Here is a 23,649-nt window from a genome sequence, read left to right on the forward strand (position 1 = left end):
CTATCTGACCTTGATTTTGGATATGTCAGAAGACTTACGAAAGAGAAAGTGTAATCGCGAGGTGCAAATCGGCAGAAAACCGCATCTTTTGCGGGTTGAAGCTGCGCATTGTGGCGTTTACTTTGGCTAACACCGAGACGGAACAATCAAAGGATAAAGATCATAGGACGCAGACCTCATAACGCGCCACCACAACGAGACACGGGCCCCCGGATCAACGAACGGATCAGGGCACCGGAAATCCGGCTTATTGGCGCTGACGGCGAGAATGTCGGTGTTGTGACACCTGAACGTGCGATGGTCATGGCAGATGATGCCGGCCTCGATCTGGTAGAGATTTCGCCCAACGCAAATCCGCCGGTCTGCAAGATCATGGACTATGGCAAGTTCAAATACGAGACTCAGAAAAAAGAAGCTGAGGCCCGCAAGAAGCAAAAGATCATCGAGATCAAGGAAGTGAAGTTCCGCCCGAATACCGACAGCCACGACTATGAAGTGAAGATGCGCAACGTCTTCAAGTTTCTTGAAAACGGCGACAAGGTGAAGATCACCTTGCGGTTCCGTGGCCGTGAAATGGCACACCAGCAGTTGGGCCGTGAATTGCTGGAACGTGTGGCCGAGGACACCAAGGACATCGGCAAGGTGGAAAACTTCCCCAAGATGGAAGGTCGCCAGATGGTCATGCTGATCGGGCCGGTGACAAAATAGCGATGTGATACAAAATCATTCCGAAGGGCCCTCACATCTGTGAGGGCTTTTTCATTTCCAGCTTCGCGATGATCGAAAGGCGACAGGCTTCATCATTTCTGACGCAGGATCTGAGTCACCTGCGCCATGATGCTGACGGCGATTTCAGCAGGCTGACGCCCGCCCAGATCAAGGCCGATCGGGCCATGGATGCGTCCGATTTCCGCTTCGGTGAAACCGACACCCTTTAACCGCTCGACACGTTTGGCGTGGGTCCGGGTGGACCCAAGACAGCCAAGATAGAACGCTTCTGATTCCAGCGCCGTCACAATCGCCGGATCGTCAAGCTTTGGATCATGTGTCAGGGTCACCACCGCCGTGCGTGCGTCGATCTTCAGTGCGCGCAGGGCCTCGTCGGGCCAGTCACCGCGTATCGTTTCGCCCGGAAAGCGCGCTTGCGATCCGAACGCGGGGCGTGGGTCGATCAGGATCGTGCGGTATCCACAGGCGCGTGCCATGCCGACCAGATACTGGGCGATATGGACAGCCCCTATGATCGCCATCCGCAAGGGCGGGTTATGGACGGCAACAAATGTGCGGCCATCCTCTTCGAGCCCGGACGTATCGGTGCGGTGTCTTTCGGGATAAGTGGATGCGGCCTGCAGCCGTGGCCGGCTTTGCTTGATGTCGGTGACATAGACAACCGGCTGCGACAGATAGCGGGCGTCGGTCAGCCTCTCCAAAATCTCGACCGGCATGACGGAGCCGACCGGTTCGACCAGCACCTTTATCTCGCCCCCGCAGGCCAGCCCGACGGCAAAGGCTTCGTCATCGCTGACACCAAAGCTCAGCAAGCGCTGCTGTCCATCGGCAATGGCGTCGATGGCATCTGTCACCACCGCCCCTTCGACGCAACCGCCAGAGACAGAGCCTTCCATCGCCCCGTCAGCGTCAATCACAAGCTGACTGCCAACCGGACGCGGGGCCGACCCCCAGGTTTGAACCACGGTGGCAATTGCCACGCCACGGCCCGAGCGGTGCCAGTCAAGCGCGAGTTGGGGAAGGTCCGTGATTGTATCTGTCATAATGCGGGCAATTTCTTGAAGGTCTCCATTCTTAACACGGCCGAACGGATACCGCATTATCAACGCAAGGCCAACAGCATCATATTGATCGCACTGGATATTGATCGTACTGGGGATTTCACATCCCCAGACCCCTGTGAGGTATTTTTGAACATAAGAAGCATGAATTGATTTGCATAAAGATCATACCCAGCCATCCATTGCCCCGACACATCAGAAGGCATAGCTTATGCAGCAAAAGCTGGGAGCAGATACAATGAACGAGTCCACACCGATGAAAGCCGCAGGTTTCGGCCCTGATCTGGGTCCTTTTGACTGGGCCGACCCCCTGCGGCTGGAAGACCAGCTGACCGAAGACGAACGGATGTTGCGCGACGCGGCAAACACCTTTGCGCAAGGGACGTTACAGCCCCGCGTGATTGATGCTTACCGCGAGGCGACGGTCGATCCGGGGATCTTTGCCGAGATGGGTGCCGCGGGCCTTCTGGGGCTGACGATCCCCGAAGAATTTGGCGGGCTTGGTGCTGGATATGTCACCTACGGCCTTGTCGCGCGCGAAATCGAGCGTGTGGATAGCGGTTATCGGTCGATGATGTCGGTACAGTCGTCATTGGTCATGTACCCGATCCATGCCTATGGCAGCGACGCGCAGCGCCGGAAATATCTGCCCGGACTTGCGGCAGGCACGCTGATCGGCTGTTTCGGCCTGACCGAACCGGATGCGGGCAGTGATCCGGCCGGCATGAAGACCACCGCCAAGAAGACCGCCGACGGCTATGTGCTCAGCGGGTCCAAGATGTGGATCAGCAATGCGCCAATCGCGGATGTCTTCATCGTATGGGCGAAGTCCGAAGCGCATGGCGGCAAGATCCGCGGCTTTGTGCTGGAGAAGGGCATGAAGGGGCTTTCCGCGCCAAAAGTCGGTGGAAAGTTGAGCTTGCGCGCATCTGTGACCGGCGAGATCGTGATGGACGCTGTCGCGGTGGGGGAAGATGCTCTGTTGCCCGGTGTTCAGGGCCTCAAAGGGCCGTTCGGCTGTCTGAACCGGGCGCGGTATGGCATTGCCTGGGGCGTGATGGGTGCTGCAGAGGCTTGCTGGCATGCGGCCCGTCAATACGGTCTGGATCGCAAGCAGTTCGGCAAACCGCTGGCACAGACACAGCTTTTCCAGAAGAAACTGGCCGATATGCAGACCGAGATCGCGCTCGGGACACAAGCTGCCCTGCAACTGGGCCGTTTGATGGAGCAAGGCAAAGCCGCACCCGAAATGATCAGCCTGATGAAACGCAACAATTGCGGCAAGGCGCTCGATGTGGCGCGAGCCTCACGCGATATGCATGGGGGCAATGGAATCAGCGAGGATTTCCAGATCATGCGCCATATGGTCAATCTGGAGACGGTAAATACGTACGAGGGAACGCATGATGTGCATGCATTGATCCTTGGCCGTGCACAAACAGGGCTCCAAGCTTTCTTTTAGGCTATCCAGGCAACATTAAACACATGATTGGTGTCTAGCTGTCGCCTTAAATGCTATGTATTTCTGAGTGTACGGTCGGTTGTGTATCCGACCTCGGAGTAATGAGTATGGAAGACCGGCAACTAGCCATCGATGTTAATTTCAGAGACCTTGGAGCCAATGACTGGCTTGCGCAGGTCGATGATGTTTGTGAAGACAACGGATTTTTCGAACAGCTTGGGCGGGAACATTTCGCCGGCTTTCTGGAGGCCGGCAATGACCTGCTGGTGACATTCGAGAATGTTCAATCCGTCCGCGAAAACAATGTGGACGCAGAGCCGCGTGGATTTGCATACGCCCGCCATGACGGCTGGTCGCATCTGTCACTTTTCTCATTGAGGGAAAGCTGGTTTCGCGACCACCACGTTTTTGCGTTCTTTGACCGTCTGGTCGATGAAGGCTTTTTTGATGATTTCGAACGGATCATCTTTCATGGTGGTGGCGGTGGCGCATCCTATGCAGCCGCTGCGTTTTCAGTGGCCGCACCCGGCGCGACAGTGATTGCCCTGCGCCCGCAGGCGACGCTCGATACTGAAATGGCTGGCTGGGACCAACGCTATAAATTCGCCCGCAGGAAAAACTTTAACGACAGATACGGCTATGCGCCTGAAATGATCGACGCGGCCGGACGCGTGTTTGTCGCTTATGACCCGGTCGAGCGGCTTGATGCTTGCCATGCCGCCTTGTTTCGCAAGCCGCATGTGACCGCGCTCCCCTGCCCTTTGATGGGGGACGATCTGGATCAGGCCTTTGACCGGATGGGTATCCATGATGTGCTGATCAAGCTGGCGATGGATGGGGTACTCGACCGGCGCCGGTTCTTGCAGCTTTTGCGCGCGCGGCGGTATGACCCTACCTACGTTCGCGCTCTTGTCCGCCGGCTGGTCGTCACTGGCCATCCAAAGCTGGCCCGCATCATTTGCGCCTATATGATCAGACGGGGGCACAAGGCGTTCTTTGTCGATAAATACGAAGAACTCAGCCCGACCCAGAGTATTTTGACGCTATAGGTGCGACGGTCGACGTGGCGCATGATCCCGTCTTGGGTCAGGCGAACGTCGGCCGGGGCGTGTGCAACACACCGGTCGCCACAGAAACCGCCAGAGCCAAATCAACCTAATCGTTATCGCGTCGGCCTTCGATGACTTTTTTCAAAACATCAAGAATACGCGTCCCGAAGTATCCCAGTATTGCGCCGAAGATTATCCCGAACACAGAGCCGCTATCGAATGCGGCTGCCAATACAGCTGCCGCCAAAAGGGCGAGCATAAAGGCGATCAGCCGTCTTTCATTCGCAGCAACTGGAAAATACGTCTCAAGCACCTTGACGACAGGACCGGCCACGGGCCCTTCGAGTTGTGGTGTCAGATACCCCGCAACGGCGGCAATCAGAAATCCCAGCATAACGTATCGCTCCCTTGATCCAACGACTACAATGGAAATATCGGGAAATGCCGCTTCTTCTGCAAGGACAATTGCAAAACCTATGGTGTCTGCTCCGGCAAGGGTGTAATCCGAACTCATGCCGGAGAGAAATTTGACAAGCCTGACCATGCGTCGCCCCGATGATTGGCATTTGCACCTGCGTGACGGTGAAATGCTCAAAGCGGTGTTACCCGAAACCACCCGTCATTTCGCCCGTGCGATCATTATGCCGAATCTGGTACCGCCGGTCGTGACCTCGCAACAAGCGGTCGCGTACCGCGAGCGGATCATCGCGGCGGTCCCTGAAGGGGCCGACTTTACACCGCTGATGACGCTCTACCTGACCGAAGCGACCGATCCCGAAGATGTGCGCGCCGCATATGCCGCAGGTATTGCAACTGCCGTAAAGCTTTATCCCGCCGGCGCTACCACGAACTCTGCGTCTGGCGTGCGCGACTTTGACAAGGTCCGCCCTGTTCTTGAGGTGATGGCCGAGATCGGGATGCCGCTTTGCGTGCATGGCGAAATGACCAACAACGATATTGATATCTTCGATCGCGAGGCTGTGTTCATCGACAAGGTCCTGAAGCCGCTGCGCAAGAAAGTCCCGGATCTCAGGGTTGTGATGGAACACGTCACAACACAGGATGCCGTCGATTATGTGCGTGACAGCCACAAGAACCTTGCTGCGACAATCACGACGCATCACCTGATCATCAACCGCAACCATATTCTGGCAGGCGGGATCAAACCACATTTCTATTGCCTTCCAGTGGCCAAGCGCGAGGCCCATCGCATTGCCTTGGTGCAGGCTGCCGTGTCCGGCGACAAACGGTTTTTCCTTGGCACCGACAGCGCGCCACATACCGACCCGAACAAGCTGCAGGCCTGCGGATGCGCGGGGATCTTTACCGCGCCCAACACGATGTCTTGTCTGGCAGAGGTCTTTGATGTCGCAGGTCGGATTGCAAAGCTCGAGGATTTTGCCTCGCTCAACGGGCCACGCTTCTATGGGCTGCCGCCGAATGACGAAACGATCACGCTGACAAAGGGCGATCCGGTGCATTATCCAGCGCAAATCGAGACAGTGGACGGCCCCGTAACCGTGTTTGATCCGGGGTTTGATCTGCACTGGCGTGTCGCGGACTGAGAGACCTGATGCCTCCGGCGGAGGTATTTTTGAACATGAGAAGATGAAGGCCTTTACCATGATCCCCACCTCGTTTCCTGCAAAAGAAGAAATCGCAAGGCTGACCGCCGGGATGCTGATCGAGATCGGAGCGATTGATTTCAACGCAAGCGAACCATTCACCCATGCCTCCGGCAAGCAGGCCCCGACCTATGTCGACTGCCGCAAGCTGATCTCTTTCCCGCGCATCCGGTCTACCCTGATGGATTTTATGGCCGTGTCGATCATGCGCGACGCCGGATTCGAGGCATTCGACAACGTGGCCGGTGGTGAAACCGCAGGCATCCCTTTCGGTGCTCTGGTTGCAGAGCGCCTTGCGCTGCCGATGACCTATGTGCGCAAAAAGCCCAAGGGCTATGGCCGCAATGCCCGCATCGAAGGTGTCATGACCGAGGGTCAACGGGTGATCCTTGTCGAGGACCTGACTACCGATGGCGGGTCCAAACTATCGTTCGTCGATGCGATCCGCGACACGGGGGCAACGTGTTCGGCAACCGCCGTAATCTTTTATTATGGCATCTTTGAGGGTGTGGAAGAAACTTTGGCAGACCACGGAGTGCAGCTTATTTCGCTGTGCACATGGTGGGATGTGCTGGCAGAAGCCAAAGCGCGCGGTGCGTATGATCAGGCGACTTTGGACGCGGTTGAAGCATACCTCAATGATCCGGCAGGCTGGACGCCAGCCTGATTTTCTTTTCCACAGCTGTGTATAAAAGCGGCATGAACAACCGCTTATCATGCGCAACAGCATCGGCGCACTACAAGATGTTGATTGAGGCGACCAAATCCGCGATACTGCGCAAAGTTATCCTATGATATCCACAGACTTGGAACTGGTCTGCCGTGCGGGGCGACTGCTAAGACCCCACGGGCAACAGGTGAGTAGCAATGAACGAACTGACAGCATTTAACGCGACAGGCGTCAAAGAGGCCGACGCCGATGTGATGCCGCACTCGATCGAGGCCGAACAGCAGCTATTGGGTGCTATTCTGACGAATAACGATGTGTTTGATCGCGTGGCTTCCATCATTGGCCCCAAGCATTTCTATGATCCCGTCCATGCGCGTATCTTCGAGACCGCAGCCAGCCGGATCGGGCGCAACATGCTGGCTAGTCCGGTGACGCTCAAGACCTTCATGGAGGAAGACGAAGGCCTCAAGGAGTTGGGCGGACCGCCCTATCTGGCACGTCTGGCCGGTGCCGCGATTTCAGCCTTTGCGGCCCGCGATTATGCCCAGATGATTTATGATCTGGCCACACGCCGCGAATTGATCAAGCTGGGCCGCGACATCACTGACAAGGCCGCCAAGGTCGATGTCGAGCATGAGCCCAAGGAACAGATCGTCGAGGCAGAACAGGCGCTCTATACGCTGGCCGAACAGGGCGTGTCCGAAAAGGGGTTCCAGTCTTTCCTCGCCGCCGTCACCGAAGCCGTCAATGTCGCCAATACCGCCTATCAGCGTGATGGTGGTCTGGCTGGTATCTCTACCGGCCTGACGGATATGGATAAAAAGCTGGGTGGCTTGCACAAGTCCGACCTCTTGATCCTTGCCGGGCGCCCGTCGATGGGCAAGACGTCGCTTGCAACCAACATTGCGTTCAACATCGCCAAAGCTTATCGCAAGGGCCAAATGCAGGATGGCAGCGAAGGGGCGGTCGATGGCGGCGTTGTCGGCTTCTTCTCGCTCGAGATGAGCGCCGAGCAATTGGCGGGCCGTATTCTGGCCGAAGCCTCGGAGATTTCGTCGCACAAGATTCGTCAGGGCGACATGACCGAAAGCGAATTCCGGCGTTTCGTGGATGCCGCCAAGCAACTGGAATCCTGCCCTCTTTATATCGATGACACTGCCGCGATCCCGATTTCGCAACTTTCCGCACGGGCGCGCAGGCTCAAGCGGACCCATGGCCTTGATGTGCTTATCGTGGACTATTTGCAGCTGGTGCGTGGCACATCCGAAAACCGCGTGCAGGAAATCGGTGAGATCTCGATGGGCCTCAAGGCCATCGCGAAGGAACTCAATATTCCCGTCATCGCCCTGTCGCAGCTTTCGCGTCAGGTGGAAAACCGCGAAGACAAGCGCCCGCAGCTGTCAGACCTGCGCGAATCCGGCTCGATCGAGCAGGACGCCGACGTCGTGATGTTCGTCTATCGCGGCGAATACTACGTGGAGCGGGAAAAGCCCGAAGATCACAACATGGAAGCCATCGCTGCATGGCAGGAAAAAATGTCGAGCCTGCATGGCAAGGCCGAGGTGATCGTGGGCAAACAGCGCCACGGCCCGATCGGCACGATCGAGCTGTCTTTCACCGCCGAGTTCACGCGCTTTGGCAATCTTGTGAAACCGTGGCAACAAGGGTCAGAGCAGCAGTTCTAGCAGGGCGGCCAATCCGCTCTGCTCAGGCTTAATCGCGCATCTTGCTGTAAATCACTTGCCCAGATTGCTGGTGCCTGCCAAAAGGTCGCCATGAGTACCGGACGCCTGATTATTGACCTTGACGCCGTCGTCGCCAACTGGCGTGCGCTGGACGCTATGACCGACTGCAAGACGGGCGCGGTGGTCAAGGCTGACGGCTATGGGCTGGGGGCGGCCAATGTGGCCAAGGCGCTGTTCAAGGCCGGTGTGCGGCAATTCTTTATTGCCGTCGCCGAAGAAGCGATCCCGATCCGCGCAGAACTGGGACCAAAGCCTGAAATCAGCGTGTTTTCCGGCCATATGGCGGGCGACACCGATTTGATCCGCGAATTGGGCCTGACTCCGATGATCAATTCAGTCGAGCAATTGACGCACCATCTCGAGACTTTGCCGGGCCATCCCTTTGGTATCCAGCTGGATACTGGCATGAACCGTCTGGGCATGGAAATGCAGGAATGGGCAGCCGTTGCTGAGTTGGCACTGGCGCAGAAGCCACGCCTTGTGATGTCGCATCTGGCCTGCTCGGACGAACCGGATCATCCGATGAACCCCTACCAGTTGGCCCAGTTCAGGAAGATGACGGATGGCATTCAGGTGCCCCGCTCACTGGGTGCAACGGGTGGTATTCTGCTGGGACCCGACTATCATTTTGATCTCACCCGTCCGGGGATCGGCCTTTATGGCGGCCTGCCCTTCGCGCAGGCGGCACCAGTGATCGAGGTAGACTTGCCCGTCATCCAAATCCGCGATGTGGCCGAAGGCGAGGTCGTGGGATACGGCAATACATGGCAGGCACCGCGACAATCCCGGATCGCGACCGTGTCCGGCGGCTATGCCGACGGGATCATGCGCATCCTGTCTGACAAGGCCACGCTGTATCACGGCTCCACGCCTTGTCCGTTGGTCGGGCGTGTGTCGATGGACCTGCTGACCATCGACATCACAGACCTGACAGAAACACCAAAGAAGCTTTCACTGATTGGGCCGCATCAAACCATTGATGACGTCGCGCAGGATGCACGGACAATCGGATACGAAGTACTGACCCAACTTGGCACGCGCTACCAGCGCAAGACTTTTGGCAAATAAACCTCACCGATCAGATGAGTTTCAATCTCTAAGAGATTGCCTTATATGGGTTTTCTTATGATCACTTTTCTACGCATCGCTAATCTGTCGCTCCTCGCGCTGTTTCCGATCGCGTGGTTTGCGCCCCTTATGCGGGCAGGTCTGCTTCCGATTTTCGGGTTGAGCGAGATCAGCGTGATATCTGGCATGCAGGCGCTTTGGGGTAGCGATGTGGCGCTGGCGCTACTTGTCACGGCCTTCGCGCTCTTTGCACCCTACCTCAAGACGATTGGTCTGGCCTTGGTGCATTTCGATCTGTTGAAGGACAGAACACTCCCGGTATTGTCGTGGATTGGCAAGCTGGCAATGGCCGATGTCTTTCTCATCGCCCTCTATATCGTGGTTTTCAAAGGCGTCGGTATCGGCAAAATCGAAACCGGTTGGGGGCTTTATCTGTTCACCGCCTGCATTCTTGCGTCCATCGTGATTTCGGCGCTCACACCGCACGCCAAGGCAAATGCCTGAACGATCATTGCCAAGGTTCCCCTTTTGGTCCAAAAGGTGAACATGGCCAAAGACCTTTCCTTTTCCTGCTCTGAATGTGGTGCGTCGTTTCGCAAATGGTCGGGGCAATGTGATGCCTGTCAGGCATGGAATACCATCAGCGAATCCAAAGCGCTGTCCAGCGGCCCCAAGGGCAAGTCGCTTGGCGCGATCCGGGGCAAGACGATCCCGCTGACCGATCTTGAAACGCAGGAAAAAGAACCGCCCCGCACCGAGGCCGGCGTTGGTGAACTGGACCGTGTGCTGGGTGGTGGGCTGGTCAAGGCTTCGGCCCTCTTGGTGGGTGGTGATCCAGGGATCGGCAAGTCAACCTTGCTGCTCCAGGCCGCTGCAAGGTTTGCGCGTAACGGATTGAAAGTCATTTATATTTCCGGCGAAGAATCAAACGCGCAGGTGCAGATGCGCGCCCGCCGTCTGGGGCTTGAAAAAAGCCCTGTCATGCTCGCCTCGGAAACCAACCTGCGCGACATCCTGACCACGCTCGAGGCTGAAAAACCCGATCTGGCGATCATCGATTCCATCCAGACCATGTGGGCCGATAACGTGGATAGCGCGCCGGGCAGTGTCAGCCAGGTACGCTCCTCTGCGCACGAGTTGACAACATTTGCCAAGCGCAACGGTATGTCCGTCGTCATGGTGGGCCATGTGACCAAAGACGGCACGATTGCAGGCCCGCGCGTTGTCGAACATATGGTTGATACCGTTCTGTATTTCGAAGGCGAACGCGGCCATCAGTTCCGTATTCTGCGGTCGGTCAAGAACCGTTTCGGCCCGGCGGATGAGATCGGCGTCTTTGAAATGACCGGCAAAGGACTGGCCGAGGTCAAGAACCCTTCGGCCCTGTTCCTGTCAGAACGCGGCGCCCCTGCCCCCGGATCGGTCGTCTTTGCCGGTATCGAAGGCAGCCGCCCCATGCTGTGCGAGATACAAGCACTTGTGGCACCTTCGCCACACAGCCAACCGCGCCGGTCCGTCGTCGGATGGGATGGCGGGCGGCTTGCGATGATCCTTGCGGTGCTTGAATCGCGATGTGGTGTGCCTTTCACCGGATTGGACGTTTATCTCAACGTAGCAGGGGGTTTGCGCATCTCGGAACCGGGTGCGGACCTTGCTGTCGCCGCCGCTTTGGTATCGGCGCGCGAAGACGCGGCACTGCCGTCAGAGGCCGTCGTGTTCGGCGAAATCAGTTTGTCGGGTGCGCTACGTCCTGTGGTGCAAACGGAAAATAGATTGAAAGAGGCGCAAAAACTTGGTTTTACAACTGCGATACTGCCACGACAGGCCAAACAGCCCAGTGTGGCGGGCTTGGGTCTGCGGTACGCCGACGATCTGGCCGGTTTTGTAGAAGAGGTATTTGGCGCAAGATAGCGTCAATCGCAGGAGACGGACCATGGAAGGTTTCACACTTGTCGACGCTGGCGTCGCGATCATCGTTTTGCTGTCGGGCGTCTTGGCCTACAGCCGTGGTTTTGTCCGCGAGACGATGGCCATCGCCGGATGGATCGGCGCGACAGTCGTTGCCTTCATATTTGCCGATCAGGTCGAGCCGCTTGTGCGCCAAATCCCGATCTTGGGTGATTTCATCGGCGACAGCTGCGAATTGGCCATCATTGCTGCCTTTGCAGCGGTGTTTGCGGTGGCTCTTGTGGTCGTTTCCATCTTCACCCCGCTCTTTTCCAGCGTGATCCAAAGGTCCGCCCTTGGGGGCGTTGACCAAGGGCTGGGCTTTTTCTTCGGCATTCTGCGTGGCATCCTGCTGATTGCAGTCGCATTTTTTGTCTATGATACGATCTTTGCAACCCAGCAGATCGCGATGATCGACGACAGCCGTTCGGCGGATGTCTTTGCGCAGTTGACCGGCCAGATCGAAGAACAGAACCCCGAACAGGCACTGGGCTGGATTACAGAACAGTACCAGCAGCTTGTCGGCAACTGCGGCGCCCCGGCGGAATAACGCAGCCGTCCCGCCGCATCCGGTTCGGTCATCGCAGATCAGTGGTGGTCGCGTTGCACTTGTGAAGGTAGCGTGCGCGACTATTTAATCCTGATGTTACTTTGCATCAGGGTTTATGATCGTTTCGTGACACTCGCGCCCGGACCGACTAAGACAGGACCAACCCACACCAACGGATTCGGAGCTGCCCTTGTCCACCTCGATGCCCCCCGCCCATCCATTTGACGATGACAAACTGCGGGAGGAATGCGGCGTATTTGGCGTGGTCGGCGTGACCGACGCATCAAATTTTGTCGCGCTCGGCCTGCACGCCCTGCAACACCGCGGTCAGGAAGCAGGCGGGATCGTCACCCACGACCCCGAAACAGGGTTCAACCAGCAACGCCGCATGGGGCTGGTCCGTGACAACTTTACATCTGCTTCGATGATGGCCCAATTGCCCGGCACGATCGGGATCGGCCATGTGCGCTATTCCACTGCCGGATCGAAAGGCCAGACCGCCCTGCGTGACGTACAGCCCTTCTTTGGCGAATTTGCGATGGGCGGTGCAGCCATTGCCCATAACGGCAATATCACCAACGCACTGTCGCTGCGGCGCGAATTGATCGAACGCGGGTCCATCTTTCAAAGCTCGTCCGACAGTGAATGCATCATCCACCTTATGGCACGGTCCATGGGCCGCACCATTCCCGACCGCATGGAAGAAGCCCTGCGCAAGGTCGAAGGTGCGTTTTCCATCGTCGCCATGACGCGGACCAAGCTGATCGGCTGCCGTGATCCGCTGGGTGTACGCCCACTTGTGCTGGGCAAGATCGGCGATGGTTGGGCGCTGGCCTCGGAAACCTGTGCACTGGATATCATCGGGTCAGAATTTGTCCGCGAGATCGAACCGGGCGAAATGGTCGTCATCACTCAGAACGGCGTCGCCAGCCACTTTCCGTTCCGTCCGAAACGCGCGCGTTTCTGCATCTTCGAACATGTCTATTTCAGCCGCCCCGACAGTATCCTTGGCGGGCGCTCTGTCTACGAAACCCGCGAAAACATCGGACGCGAACTGGCGAAAGAAGCTCCGGTCGACGCCGATCTTGTTTGCCCCGTCCCAGACAGCGGAACACCCGCCGCGATTGGCTATTCCCTGCAATCCGGCATTCCCTACGCGATGGGCATCATCCGCAATCAGTACGTGGGGCGCACCTTTATCGAACCGACAGAAAGCATCCGCAACATGGGTGTGCGCCTGAAACTCAACGTCAACCGTGCGCTGATCAAGGGCAAGCGCGTGATCCTTGTCGATGACAGCGTTGTGCGCGGCACTACCAGCCGAAAGATCAAGGAAATGATCCTTGATGCCGGTGCAGCCGAGGTGCATTTCCGTATCGCGTCGCCCCCCACCGCATGGCCTTGCTTTTACGGTGTCGACACTCCGCAGCGCGAAAAACTGTTGGCCGCGACAATGAGCGAAGAGGAGATGCGCGATCATCTTGGGGTCGACAGCATCAAGTTCATCTCGATCGATGGTCTCTATCGCGCTGTCGGCGAAGCAGGCGGTCGCGACCCCAAGGCTCCGGCCTATTGCGATGCCTGTTTCACGGGGGAATATCCGGTCGCACCATCGGATATGATCGAACAAGGTTTTAAGGCCAAAACCGCCGCAGAATAACGCGGCCGTGGCGTTAACGATAATGTGAACGCCTTTGTCCTGCGTTGTGCGCATTAGACAGCGTCAGGGTGGTCCATGCCCCTATCGCTTTCCCGTATTCTCTGACAAGAGCACGCAAAACATAAACATCGATGCGGTTTTCAAAATGTCGGACGAACAAGCAAACGCCGGTCAACCCGGCGTCACAGCAACAATGCCCAACGCGCTAGACCTAAACGGGCTTGCCGTCATCGGCGTGATGGAGGCCCATGACGGCACATCTGCCTTGCTGCGATCCTCGCGCGGGCAGATTGCACGGGTCCATGTCGGGGACGAAGCCTTTGGCGTGCGGGTGACCGCGATTGGAAATGATCAGGTGCTGTTGACCGACCGCTGGGGGCGCTCGCAGTCACTTGCATTGCCACGCAGCTAGGACTTGACCTCTAACGCTGTTCGGCACATCACGCGGCCTATGACAAAAACTGCACTCATCACTGGCGCCTCACGCGGCCTTGGGGCGGCATTGGCCAAGGCCCTTGCGCCCACCCATCACATTATCGCCGTTGGCAAAACCGTCGGCGCGCTGGAAGAACTGGATGATGCGATCCAGGCGGCAGGCGGCCAAGCGACGCTTGCACCGATGGATATTACCGTTGACGAGGCGATGCAGCAGCTTTGCCGTGGCATCTACGACCGCTGGGGTAGCCTCGATCTTTGGCTACACACAGCCATTCACGCAGCCCCGCTTGCCCCCGCAGGCCACATCGGTCCCAAGGACCTTGCCAAGTCCATGATGATCAACATCGAAGCCACATCGCGTCTGATTGCCTACGTCAGCCCTTTGCTGGGGCAGACAGGACAAGCGGTCTTCTTTGACGACCCACGCGGCGGGGCGCAGTTCTTTGGCGCTTACGGTGCCACCAAGGGCGCGCAAATCGCCCTCGCCCGCAGTTGGGCCGCCGAGAGCGTCAATACCGGGCCGAAGGTGCAAATCCTGACACCACAGCCCATGCCCACGGCGACACGCGCCCGGTTCTACCCCGGCGAGGATCGCGCGGCACTGAACGACCCGGCGGCAGAAGCAGCGCGACTGTTGCCCATGATCCTCGGCTAGGGCCATCCGATAATGCGCCATGTCCCGATACTTGCCGCCCGTCGTTTCTGCGCATAGGAACAGGGCACAAGCAAAGGGGGCGGCTTCATGCGTATTCTGATCACCAATGACGACGGCATAAATGCACCGGGCCTGAAGGTCTTGACGGAGATCGCGCAAGAGCTTGCCGGTCCGAATGGCGAGGTTTGGACCGTCGCCCCCGCGTTCGAGCAATCCGGTGTCGGGCACTGCATCAGCTACACCCACCCGACGATGATCGTCGAAATGGGGCCGCGTCTGTTCGCTGCCGAAGGATCGCCCGCCGACTGCGTGATCGCGGGGCTTTACGATGTGCTCAAGGACAATCCGCCCGATCTGCTTTTATCTGGTGTGAACCGGGGCAACAACGCCGCTGAAAATACGCTTTACTCCGGCACGATTGGTGCCTGCATCGAAGGTGCGCTGCAAGGCGTGCGGTCAATCGCGCTGTCACAGTTTTACGGCATGGACAACAAGGACCTCGAAAATCCGTTCGAGGCCGCCGCCGCCCATGGCGCGGCCACCGTGCGCGCCCTGTTGAACGAAACGCTTTGGGATCAAGCCCATTACAGGGTTTTCTATAACGTCAACTTCCCGCCGGTTCCCGCCGCTGCGGTCAAGGGCATGGCCGCAACGACACAAGGCTTTCGCCTGAACACCCGCTTCCGTGCAGAGGCCCAGATGTCACCTTCCGGACGCAAGTTCATGTGGGTCCGTGGCGGCCCGCAACATGAACCCACGGCACCGGGCACCGATGCGGCGGCAAATCTTGACGGCTATATATCGATCACACCGATGCGGGTGGATCTGACGGATTATACGATGGTGGACAAATTGAAGGACGCGCTCAAGTGACCTTTGACGCGGCAACGAAGATGCAATTCCTCTACGCCCTGCGGAGCAAGGGCGTAACCGACGCGCGTGTCTTGACGGCCATGGAGCAGGTTGACCGCGCCGACTATATCAAAGGCACGTTCGCTGACCGCGCCTACGATGACATGCCCCTGCCCATCGCCTGCGGCCAAACCATCAGCCAGCCCTCCGTTGTTGGCCTGATGACGCAAGCCTTGCAGATCAATCCGCGTGACAAGGTTCTCGAAATCGGGACAGGCTCGGGCTATCAGGCCGCCATCCTCAGCAGGCTGGCCCGGCGTGTCTATACCGTGGACCGCTACCGCCGCCTTGTGCAGGCCGCCCGCGCGGTGTTCGAGGCCAATGACATCACCAATATCACCACTTTCACGGCAGACGGCAGCCACGGATTTGCGGAACAGGCCCCCTTTGACCGCATTCTGCTGACCGCCGCCGCAGAAGACCCGCCCGGACCCTTGCTCGCGCAGTTGCGTGTCGGCGGTATCATGGTCTTGCCTGTCGGACAGTCGGACGCGGTACAAAGCCTGATCCGTGTCACGCGCACCGAAACCGGCCTGGAATATGATGAATTGCGCTCTGTTCGGTTTGTGCCCTTGCTAGAAGGGCTCGGACAAGAGTAAAGTACCACAAAATATGGTACGACCTCATAGATAAGGGGCGGCTTGGCAAAGGAGCGGTAGGATGGCGAACGGGCAAATCCCTGTAAGGCGCGGTATGATGACGGGTGTGGCAATGATCGCACTCGCGGCATGTGCGGACTTTGATCTCGATATGCGTGATATCGGAAACGGGTTCGATACATCCACCGCTGTCCAGTCACTTTCCGGACGGCCGCGCCCTGATGACCGTGGCGTAATCTCTTATCCCAACTACCAAGTTGTCGTGGCCCGCCGCGATGACACCATCCGCGGGATTGCGATACGTCTCGGGCTCGATGCCGATGTACTGGCCGAATACAACGGGATCGACCCGGATGTGATCCTGCGCCGGGACGAGATTATCGCCCTGCCCTCACGGGTGACGGAACCGTCGCCTGCCACCGGTGCGATTGCCACCGGACCGATCCAACCGCTTGATGTGGCAGCCGTGGCCACCACCGCGCTCGACCGCGCAGATGCGCGCAACACCGGCGTCGTGGCAGCACCTGCGCCGACACCGGTCCCGACACCCCCTGTCGTGCGTGGCAACGAACCGATCCGTCACCAGGTCAATCGCGGCGAGACAGTGTTCTCGATCTCGCGCCTTTACAATGTGCCGGTCACAAATATTGCCGAATGGAACGGGCTGGATGCCGAATTCACCATCCGCGAAGGGCAGTACCTGTTGATCCCGCAAGGCGGGACCGCGCCCGCACCAACCACAGCGACAGAAGTAACGGCACCCGGCGACGGGTCGGCAACGCCGGTACCACCCAGCGCCGCCCTGCCATTGCCAGCCGATGCGCCAGCGGCACCACTTGCAGCAGCTGCAGTCCCCGCGACACCCGACCTCGGAACTTCGGCGGCACAACCGGCCAGCAGCGGCGCACGCTTCGTGATGCCGGTGCAGGGCTCTATCATTCGGGCTTATTCACCTGGATCGAATGAAGGCATCGACATTGGCGTGCCTGCGGGAACGGATGTGAAAGCCGCCGGATCAGGCACTGTGGCCGCAGTCACGACGGATACCAGCGGAGGTGCGATTGTCGTGCTCAAGCACAGCGACGGTCTGTTGACAGTCTACACCCAGATGGACGCGCTGACTGTTGAAAAGAACGACAGCATTTCGCGGGGCCAGACAATCGGCAAGGTCCGTGCCGCTGACCCAAGCTTCTTGCACTTTGAAGTGCGGCGCGGTTTGCAAAGCCTCAACCCAGACGATTTCCTGCAGTAAAAGGCCATCATATCGGGCGGGTTGGCGGCCTATGCCAATGGCACGCACCGCCTGCCCGCCAGATCGGTGAAATACTGCCATGCCACACGACCCGAGCGGCTGCCGCGTGTTGCTTGCCACTCGATTGCTTCCGCCCGCAGGGTGGCGTCATCAATATCGACGCCGTAGGCATCGCAATACCCCCGGATCATCGCCAGATACTGATCCTGATCGCAGGGATGAAAGCCCAGCCAAAGGCCAAAACGGTCTGACAGAGAAACCTTTTCCTCGACCGCCTCGGATGGTGAAATCGCCGAAGACCGTTCATTTTCGATCATATCGCGCGGCATCAGGTGGCGGCGGTTCGACGTCGCATAAAGCACCACATTGTCGGGCCGCCCTTCGATCCCACCATCCAGCACGGCCTTCAACGACTTGTAGTGCGCATCATCGTGGCCAAAGGACAAGTCATCGCAAAACAGGATAAACCGCTCTTGTGCGCCACGCAGCAGGTTCAGGCAGCGCCCGATCGTCGGCAGGTCTTCACGCTGCACCTCGACGATCTTCAGGCTCGGATGAGCCACATTTACTGCGCCATGTATAGCCTTGACAAGGCTTGACTTTCCCATGCCTCGCGCGCCCCACAACAGGGCATTATTTGCTGGCAGTCCGGCCGCAAACTGCACCGTATTCGCCATCAGCGTATCGCGTGACCGGTCCACCCCGACAAGCATATCCACACCCACGCGGTTGACCCGCGCAACAGGCGCGAGGCGGTCAGGATCGGCATGCCAGACAAAAGCAGATGAAGCGGCGAAATCAGGCGCATCTTCCGGCGCCGGGCTCAGCCGCTCCAACGCCGCCGCAATGCGATGCAAGGTTTTCTTGCTCACGCCTTGGGGTCCTCGGCATCTGGGGCATCTGCTGCGGCTTCACCGTCGCTGACATCATCATCATCAATGTCAAAGAGGCTTTCATCCTCGCTGATGATCCCTTCCGCACGTGCAGCGCGGTCTTTCTTGCGTTCGACTGCCGCGACAAGGTGGATCGAAATTTCATAAAGACCGAAAACGACCACGAACAGGATAAGCTGCGTCGTCACATCAGGTGGCGTGACAAGGGCCGCGACAATCAGGATACCCACGACGGCATATTTGCGCGTGCTGCGCAGGCCGCGGGAACTGGCCAAACCGGCAGAGCCCATCAAGGTCAAAAGAACGGGTAGCTGGAAGCAAACACCGAAAGCCACGATCATCTTGAGCGTGATATCAAGCGTTTCATTCACCTTACCGTTAAAGACGATATCAACGCCTTGGGATGTGGCAGGAGCAACGCTGGGCAGCGCCAGTCCACCCGGAGCACCCGGCAAAAGATCGGCACCCGGCGGGGGCGGCACAGCGCCGGCCATGATCGCCGAAACAAAGGATGGCAGGTCTGCGAAGCCAAGGAAAAAAGCCATCGCCAACGGCACGACGATGTAATGTGCAAAGGCCGCCCCGATCAGAAACAGCACTGGCGAGGCAACGATAAACGGCAGGAACGCGTTTTTTTCGTTGCGGTAAAGGCCGGGCGCTACAAAGCGCCACAACTGGTACGCAATGACCGGAAAAGACAGCGTCAGGCCGCCGACCACCGAGATACGGATCAGGGTAAAGAAATACTCTTGTGGCGCGGTGTACTGCATGACGGGGTTCGGATTACCCAGGTCACGCATGGTTTTCTCGATCGGGTTGAGCAGGAAATCAAGAAGCGCGCCACCAAACGAGAAACAGATGATCATGCCAACAAGAAAGGCCATCACCGAATAGATCAGGCGCGTTCGCAGTTCCGCCAGATGCTCCAGCAGCGGCGCAGAGCTGTCTTCGATGTTGTCATGAGTGCTCATGGTTTTGCCTCTGGCGCAGGGCTTTCGGTGGCTGCTGCTTCGGCCGCTTTCGCGGCGGCGTCTTCGGCCTCACGGCTCTTGCGCGCAACAGCGGCATCGCCCATCGCCTTGCTCATTTTTTCTTTTGCCGCCTGACGCTCTGCGGACAGTTCAGTGGTTGCAGGACCCTTGGACATGCCCGTCGCTTCCTTGATCTTGTCAGTACCGAATTTCTTGGGGTTGGCAGCGGCGTTCAGAGACTTTGACACGTCCTTTATGCCGGACTGATCAGCAGCCTGGTTCATGGCGTTCGTAAACTCCCGCGCCATCATGCGCGCCTTGCCAGTGAATTGCCCCATGGTCCGGAACAGACCGGGCAAATCCTTCGGGCCGATCACAATCAGCGCCACGATGCCGACAACCAGCATTTCGCTCCAACCAAGGCCAAACATCAGGCGCGGTCCTTTCGCTCAGGCAAGGTGATCAGACTTTGTCTTTTTCTTCTTCAGGGGTCACATCTTTGGCTTCGGCCATACCCTCTTCGATCTCTTTCTTGCCGTCATCCACGCCTTTCTTGAAGGCAGTGATCCCTTTGCCGACTTCGCCCATCAGGCTGGAAATCTTGCCGCGGCCAAATAGAACCAGAACCACGACAGCGATCAGTAGAAGACCGGGAAGGCCAATATTGTTAAGCATGTGTTTTCTCCTATGGAGGGCGGGCGCGCCGCAAGTCAGTTGATCTTTCTAAGCTGACAGATAGGGCTGGAATGGCATCAATGGAAGCATGAAGTGACAATTTTGAACGCTCCAAGGCCCTTTTTTTCATGGGTTTCCTAAAACTCGTGACAAAAACTTGTCAGTTGCCAGAAAATTGACAAAACTACACCGAATCAAAAGGAAAACCATGCGCCGCGCCGACCGCCTGATGCAGCTTGTTCAAATTCTGCGCGATGGATCACTCCACCGCGCCTCGGATCTGGCTGAAGCTGTCGATGTATCCTTGCGCACGATCTATCGCGATATGGAAACGCTCGCTGCGTCGGGTGTACCGATCACCGGCGAGCGCGGGATCGGCTACCGTGTCACAGCCGCAGTCACCCTGCCCCCCTTGAACCTGACCATGACCGAGATGGAGGCGCTGCATCTGGGGCTGAGCGCCGTGCGCCATACCGATGATGCCGAGCTTTCCGCCGCCGCCCGCACCCTTTCGGACAAGCTGGACGCCGTGATGCCAGAAGACCGCAGCCGCGCACCCAGCGGATCGGGCTTTGCGATCTACCCCTTCGCCGATGCCGCGCGCGGTTTCCAGCATCTGCCGATGTTGCGACAGGCGGTCCGGACCCGCCAAAAGCTGGAGCTTGTGATACAGGACTCCAAGCGCACGGTCAGGCCCCTGCAACTGGATTATTGGGGCCGCCTTTGGACATGCGTTGTCTGGTGCGAAACGACCGGTCAGTTCGACGAAATCCGCGTCGACCAGATCACCAGCCAGCGGATTTTACCCAGCCTTTTTGTCGATGAGGCCGGGAAAGGGTTGGCGGACTACAACCGACAAAAGGCCTAGAGCCACGCAGCCGGATCAACCAATGGCGGAAATACGCAATCATCCGCATATCCCCCGACGCATCGTCAGCCCAAGGTGCCACCCCGTGCAAGAGATGCCGGTGCAGCAATATCGCCTGCCCCGGTCCGGCGATAATCTCGATACGTTCACAGGTATCGAACACCTCTTGGCGCGCAGTCTTGTAGGTATCCGTCACATCGACATCGCCCCATTGCTGGGAAGGCAGACCTTCAAACGCCCGCTGAAACGCCGCCCGCATGAGTATGTGGCTCCCCCGCCAGACGACGAGCGGACTGGCCCTGACCGGATCAAGCGGTAGCCCCAGAATGAAACTATGCGGTTCGCGCAGATGCCTGCGTTTGTCAGGCCCCTCCGGCAAAAGCCCGTCGACATGCGCGGCATCCCGGTTCCGGCGAAACCGGTGTGCAGCGTCACTTTCGCCCGCGTCTTGCTGCGGGTAACCAGGGAAAACGACGGAAAGCTGCGCGCGATGCCATTGCGGCGGGGCATTGACATGCAAGCGCCATGTGCCCGCCAAAGGAACACCATTCACGCTGCCATCAGGGGCATTCGGCAAAGCGTCGACGCCAACAAACCACGTGCTCCCATGGCGGCGTTCTCCGCCTTGCGCCAAAACCTGCAATGCAACGCCGCGTGCTTGCACGGCCCAGGCCGCCACATCGGGATCATGCCCGAAAATGACGTACCCTTGCCGTGCAAGCCTGCGTGCTACCATCCCAGCGCCTTACGGAGCATGTTCAGTGCAACCAGCAGCAAGAACACTCCGAACACCCGTTTGAGTGGCCGCGGATCCAACCGGTGCGCCAAGGCAGCGCCCCAAGGGGCCGTCACAAGTGTCATGGCGACGACCAGACCGAATGCCAGAAAATTCACCGCACCGACGGTAAAGGGCGGTGCCACTGTGATATCCACAAACAGGAAACCGATGACCGATGGCACCGCAATGATCACCCCGAAACCAGCAGCGGTTGCCACCGCACGGTGGATCGGCACGCCATAAAGCGTCATGATCGGAACCCCGAATGACCCGCCGCCAATGCCCATAAGCACCGACAGGAAGCCAACGATCGGTGACAGGACAGCACGTAGAATGCCACGGGGCATCTTTGGGCCCAGTCGCCAATGCGCGCGGCCAAGGGTCATGTAGACGCCCACAACGATCGCCAGTATCCCAAAGATTGCCTGCAATATCTCAGACCGCAGTGAAGCAGCCACCAACACACCAACCGTCGCGCCCACTGCGATGCCAATGACCCATCCTCTGAGGATCAGCCAGTCAACGGCCTCTCTCTTGTTATGGGCTGCAACGGAACGTAACGAGGTCACGATGATCGTGGCCAGGGATGTGCCGAGGCAAATCTGCATCAGTTGCGGGCTGTCGAAACCCAGCGCGCTGAAAACATAGAAAAATCCGGGAACGAGAACGATCCCTCCCCCCACGCCCAAAAGCCCCGCAAGCACCCCCGCAAAGGCACCGAGCGCCAAAAGCACAGTGGCCATCATGGCCATCAACATCATGTCTTCCATTTCGCGTCCCTAAGCTGCCAACTGCGTGACATGTTCCAGAGCGGCCAGCACAACCTCTGGTCCTGCACCATCGGCATGGGCATTTTCAGACAAATGCCTGCGCCACCCCCGTGCACCCGGTCGTCCCTGAAACAGTCCCAGCATATGACGTGTGACTTGCCCCAACCGGCCGCCCTGCGCAAGGTGGTCTGCGATATAGGGCAGCATCCGATGCACAACGTCTTCCGCGCTGCGCCCCAACGGATCGTCGTAAATGCGTCCATCCGCCTCCAAAAGGATAGCGGATGGCGTATGATAGGCCGCGCGCCCGATCATCACCCCGTCAAGCCCGCGCACTAGGAACGCCTCAGCTTCGTCCAGCGACCCGATGCCTCCGTTCAGCGAAAGATGAAGATGGGGAAACAAGCCCTTCATTTCCATTACCAAATCATAATCCAGAGGCGGGATATCCCGATTTTCCTTGGGCGACAGCCCTTGCAGCCATGCCTTGCGCGCGTGCACAGAAAACCGGTCGACACCTGCAGCCGACACCTGCGCCAGAAACTCCGGCAGCACCTGCTGCGGGTCCTGATCATCGACGCCGATCCGGCACTTGACGGTCACAGGTACGCTGACCGCCTTGATCATCGCCGTCACACAATCCGCTACCAGCGCAGGATTTTCCATCAAGACGGCACCGAAGCTGCCCGACTGCACGCGGTCCGAAGGGCACCCACAATTGAGATTGATCTCGGCATAACCGTAATTTTCGGCGATCCGCGCAGCTTCGGCGAGTTGCGCTGGCTCAGAACCGCCCAACTGCAAAGCAACCGGCTGTTCTTGCGCGTGAAACCCCAGCAAGCGATCCCTGTCACCGTGAACGATTGCCGGTGCCGTCACCATTTCGGTATAAAGAAGCGTGTGCCGCGTCATGAGCCGGTGCAGATACCGGCAATGCCGGTCCGTCCAGTCCATCATCGGTGCAATAGAAAGTCTTGCGTGTTGATTTATCTTCATTTCTCTTTTATCTTCAAACTGCTGCAGGGCAAAGCTGCCTGCAGGAATACGCCGCTATATCCCCGAATTTGCCCCTCTACGATGACCCATAGCCCACTTGGGCCGCGTATGAAAATAGCCTCAATCATCAAACTTCCCTCCGGTGCCCGACCCGCGTCCGGATCAGACGAGAGGGCCGCCAAAGTTCATAAGGTCCGACAATGGGGCGCACAAGCAATTGTGCGATCTTCAATGCAACTGGTGACTGACGCAATCAGCGCTCGTAGGGCACCTTTG

The 23,649-nt window shown here is 58.2% G+C and carries 26 protein-coding genes; 17 read left to right on the top strand and 9 right to left on the bottom strand.

The annotated features are described in order from the left end of the window. Window positions 1-162 precede the first annotated feature (162 nt). Complete coding sequence (gene infC, locus R6T97_RS16750) at window positions 163-708, top strand: translation initiation factor IF-3 (RefSeq protein ID WP_410350441.1); 546 nt, start codon at window positions 163-165, stop codon at window positions 706-708. 92 nt (window positions 709-800) lie between these two features. Here the strand turns inward: infC and R6T97_RS16755 are convergent, their stop codons facing one another. After that, a complete protein-coding gene (locus tag R6T97_RS16755) occupies window positions 801-1,772 on the bottom strand; it encodes an XdhC family protein (protein WP_410350419.1) in 972 nt (323 codons plus the stop codon). 256 nt (window positions 1,773-2,028) lie between these two features. On the opposite strand from R6T97_RS16755, the gene R6T97_RS16760 reads away from it, so the two are divergent. Both R6T97_RS16760 and R6T97_RS16765 read left to right on the top strand, forming a co-directional pair. Continuing rightward, complete coding sequence (locus R6T97_RS16760) at window positions 2,029-3,252, top strand: acyl-CoA dehydrogenase (RefSeq protein ID WP_410350420.1); 1,224 nt, start codon at window positions 2,029-2,031, stop codon at window positions 3,250-3,252. Between the two features lie 107 nt (window positions 3,253-3,359). After that, window positions 3,360-4,301, top strand: coding sequence for a phosphoadenosine phosphosulfate reductase (locus tag R6T97_RS16765; protein WP_410350421.1), 942 nt, complete (start codon window positions 3,360-3,362; stop codon window positions 4,299-4,301). A 106-nt stretch (window positions 4,302-4,407) separates the two neighbouring features. Here the strand turns inward: R6T97_RS16765 and R6T97_RS16770 are convergent, their stop codons facing one another. Then, window positions 4,408-4,845 carry a hypothetical protein gene (locus R6T97_RS16770; protein WP_410350444.1) on the bottom strand — a complete coding sequence of 146 codons (438 nt, stop codon included), beginning with the start codon at window positions 4,843-4,845 and terminating at the stop codon, window positions 4,408-4,410. Between R6T97_RS16770 and pyrC the strand changes: the two genes are divergently transcribed. The 13 genes from pyrC (at window position 4,814) to R6T97_RS16835 (ending at window position 17,422) form a co-directional block, all read left to right on the top strand. Next, window positions 4,814-5,866, top strand: a complete 1,053-nt coding sequence (gene pyrC / locus R6T97_RS16775; RefSeq protein ID WP_410350422.1) for a dihydroorotase — start codon at window positions 4,814-4,816, stop codon at window positions 5,864-5,866. The genes R6T97_RS16770 and pyrC overlap by 32 nt on opposite strands. Before the next feature lie 58 nt (window positions 5,867-5,924). Beyond that, entirely contained in the window at window positions 5,925-6,593 is a 669-nt protein-coding gene (locus tag R6T97_RS16780; RefSeq protein ID WP_410350423.1) for an orotate phosphoribosyltransferase, read from the top strand. Between the two features lie 200 nt (window positions 6,594-6,793). Beyond that, window positions 6,794-8,281: a replicative DNA helicase gene (locus R6T97_RS16785; RefSeq protein WP_410350424.1), complete on the top strand. Its 1,488-nt coding sequence runs from the start codon at window positions 6,794-6,796 to the stop codon at window positions 8,279-8,281. A gap of 90 nt (window positions 8,282-8,371) precedes the next feature. Further along, entirely contained in the window at window positions 8,372-9,409 is a 1,038-nt protein-coding gene (gene alr / locus R6T97_RS16790; RefSeq protein WP_410350425.1) for an alanine racemase, read from the top strand. A gap of 57 nt (window positions 9,410-9,466) precedes the next feature. Then, window positions 9,467-9,913 carry a paraquat-inducible protein A gene (locus R6T97_RS16795; protein WP_410350442.1) on the top strand — a complete coding sequence of 149 codons (447 nt, stop codon included), beginning with the start codon at window positions 9,467-9,469 and terminating at the stop codon, window positions 9,911-9,913. Window positions 9,914-9,955: 42 nt separating this feature from the next. Beyond that, window positions 9,956-11,320 (top strand): DNA repair protein RadA, encoded by a 1,365-nt coding sequence (gene radA, locus R6T97_RS16800; RefSeq protein WP_410350426.1) that lies wholly within the window; start codon window positions 9,956-9,958, stop codon window positions 11,318-11,320. Between the two features lie 22 nt (window positions 11,321-11,342). Then, window positions 11,343-11,906, top strand: a complete 564-nt coding sequence (locus tag R6T97_RS16805; protein ID WP_410350427.1) for a CvpA family protein — start codon at window positions 11,343-11,345, stop codon at window positions 11,904-11,906. 202 nt (window positions 11,907-12,108) lie between these two features. After that, a complete protein-coding gene (gene purF, locus R6T97_RS16810) occupies window positions 12,109-13,566 on the top strand; it encodes an amidophosphoribosyltransferase (RefSeq protein WP_410350443.1) in 1,458 nt (485 codons plus the stop codon). Window positions 13,567-13,711: 145 nt separating this feature from the next. Next, a complete protein-coding gene (locus R6T97_RS16815; RefSeq protein ID WP_410350428.1) occupies window positions 13,712-13,978 on the top strand; it encodes a hypothetical protein in 267 nt (88 codons plus the stop codon). A 39-nt stretch (window positions 13,979-14,017) separates the two neighbouring features. Further along, a complete protein-coding gene (locus R6T97_RS16820) occupies window positions 14,018-14,659 on the top strand; it encodes an SDR family NAD(P)-dependent oxidoreductase (RefSeq protein ID WP_410350429.1) in 642 nt (213 codons plus the stop codon). 87 nt (window positions 14,660-14,746) lie between these two features. Then, window positions 14,747-15,532 carry a 5'/3'-nucleotidase SurE gene (surE, locus tag R6T97_RS16825; RefSeq protein ID WP_410350430.1) on the top strand — a complete coding sequence of 262 codons (786 nt, stop codon included), beginning with the start codon at window positions 14,747-14,749 and terminating at the stop codon, window positions 15,530-15,532. Continuing rightward, complete coding sequence (locus R6T97_RS16830; protein WP_410350431.1) at window positions 15,529-16,170, top strand: protein-L-isoaspartate(D-aspartate) O-methyltransferase; 642 nt, start codon at window positions 15,529-15,531, stop codon at window positions 16,168-16,170. Before surE ends, R6T97_RS16830 begins: the two co-directional genes overlap by 4 nt. Window positions 16,171-16,231: 61 nt before the next feature. Further along, window positions 16,232-17,422 carry a peptidoglycan DD-metalloendopeptidase family protein gene (locus R6T97_RS16835; RefSeq protein WP_410350432.1) on the top strand — a complete coding sequence of 397 codons (1,191 nt, stop codon included), beginning with the start codon at window positions 16,232-16,234 and terminating at the stop codon, window positions 17,420-17,422. Between the two features lie 29 nt (window positions 17,423-17,451). Here R6T97_RS16835 and R6T97_RS16840 read toward each other — a convergent pair whose 3' ends face one another. From R6T97_RS16840 to R6T97_RS16855, 4 genes are read right to left on the bottom strand one after another with little or no spacing between them, the layout of a single operon-like run. Then, entirely contained in the window at window positions 17,452-18,294 is an 843-nt protein-coding gene (locus R6T97_RS16840; protein ID WP_410350433.1) for an ATP-binding protein, read from the bottom strand. Beyond that, entirely contained in the window at window positions 18,291-19,286 is a 996-nt protein-coding gene (locus R6T97_RS16845; protein WP_410350434.1) for a twin-arginine translocase subunit TatC, read from the bottom strand. The genes R6T97_RS16840 and R6T97_RS16845 overlap by 4 nt, the downstream gene beginning before the upstream one ends. Further along, window positions 19,283-19,717 carry a Sec-independent protein translocase protein TatB gene (gene tatB / locus R6T97_RS16850; protein WP_410350435.1) on the bottom strand — a complete coding sequence of 145 codons (435 nt, stop codon included), beginning with the start codon at window positions 19,715-19,717 and terminating at the stop codon, window positions 19,283-19,285. Before tatB ends, R6T97_RS16845 begins: the two co-directional genes overlap by 4 nt. Before the next feature lie 31 nt (window positions 19,718-19,748). Then, window positions 19,749-19,961 (bottom strand): twin-arginine translocase TatA/TatE family subunit, encoded by a 213-nt coding sequence (locus tag R6T97_RS16855; RefSeq protein ID WP_410350436.1) that lies wholly within the window; start codon window positions 19,959-19,961, stop codon window positions 19,749-19,751. 208 nt (window positions 19,962-20,169) lie between these two features. On the opposite strand from R6T97_RS16855, the gene R6T97_RS16860 reads away from it, so the two are divergent. Then, entirely contained in the window at window positions 20,170-20,829 is a 660-nt protein-coding gene (locus R6T97_RS16860) for a helix-turn-helix transcriptional regulator (protein ID WP_410350437.1), read from the top strand. On the opposite strand, the gene R6T97_RS16865 is transcribed toward R6T97_RS16860, so the two are convergent. Genes R6T97_RS16865 through dusA form a run of 3 tightly spaced genes read right to left on the bottom strand, consistent with a single transcriptional unit; the run spans window position 20,747 to window position 23,373 of the window. Continuing rightward, window positions 20,747-21,565, bottom strand: coding sequence for a hypothetical protein (locus tag R6T97_RS16865; RefSeq protein ID WP_410350438.1), 819 nt, complete (start codon window positions 21,563-21,565; stop codon window positions 20,747-20,749). The genes R6T97_RS16860 and R6T97_RS16865 overlap by 83 nt on opposite strands. Then, window positions 21,559-22,377, bottom strand: coding sequence for a sulfite exporter TauE/SafE family protein (locus R6T97_RS16870; protein ID WP_410350439.1), 819 nt, complete (start codon window positions 22,375-22,377; stop codon window positions 21,559-21,561). Before R6T97_RS16870 ends, R6T97_RS16865 begins: the two co-directional genes overlap by 7 nt. Before the next feature lie 9 nt (window positions 22,378-22,386). After that, the gene (dusA, locus tag R6T97_RS16875) at window positions 22,387-23,373 is read right to left on the bottom strand and encodes a tRNA dihydrouridine(20/20a) synthase DusA (protein WP_410350440.1); all 987 of its coding nucleotides are present in this window, start codon (window positions 23,371-23,373) and stop codon (window positions 22,387-22,389) included. Between the last annotated feature and the right edge of the window lie 276 nt (window positions 23,374-23,649).

The sequence above is a fragment of the Yoonia sp. genome, assembly GCF_046498525.1.
Classification (GTDB): domain Bacteria; phylum Pseudomonadota; class Alphaproteobacteria; order Rhodobacterales; family Rhodobacteraceae; genus Yoonia.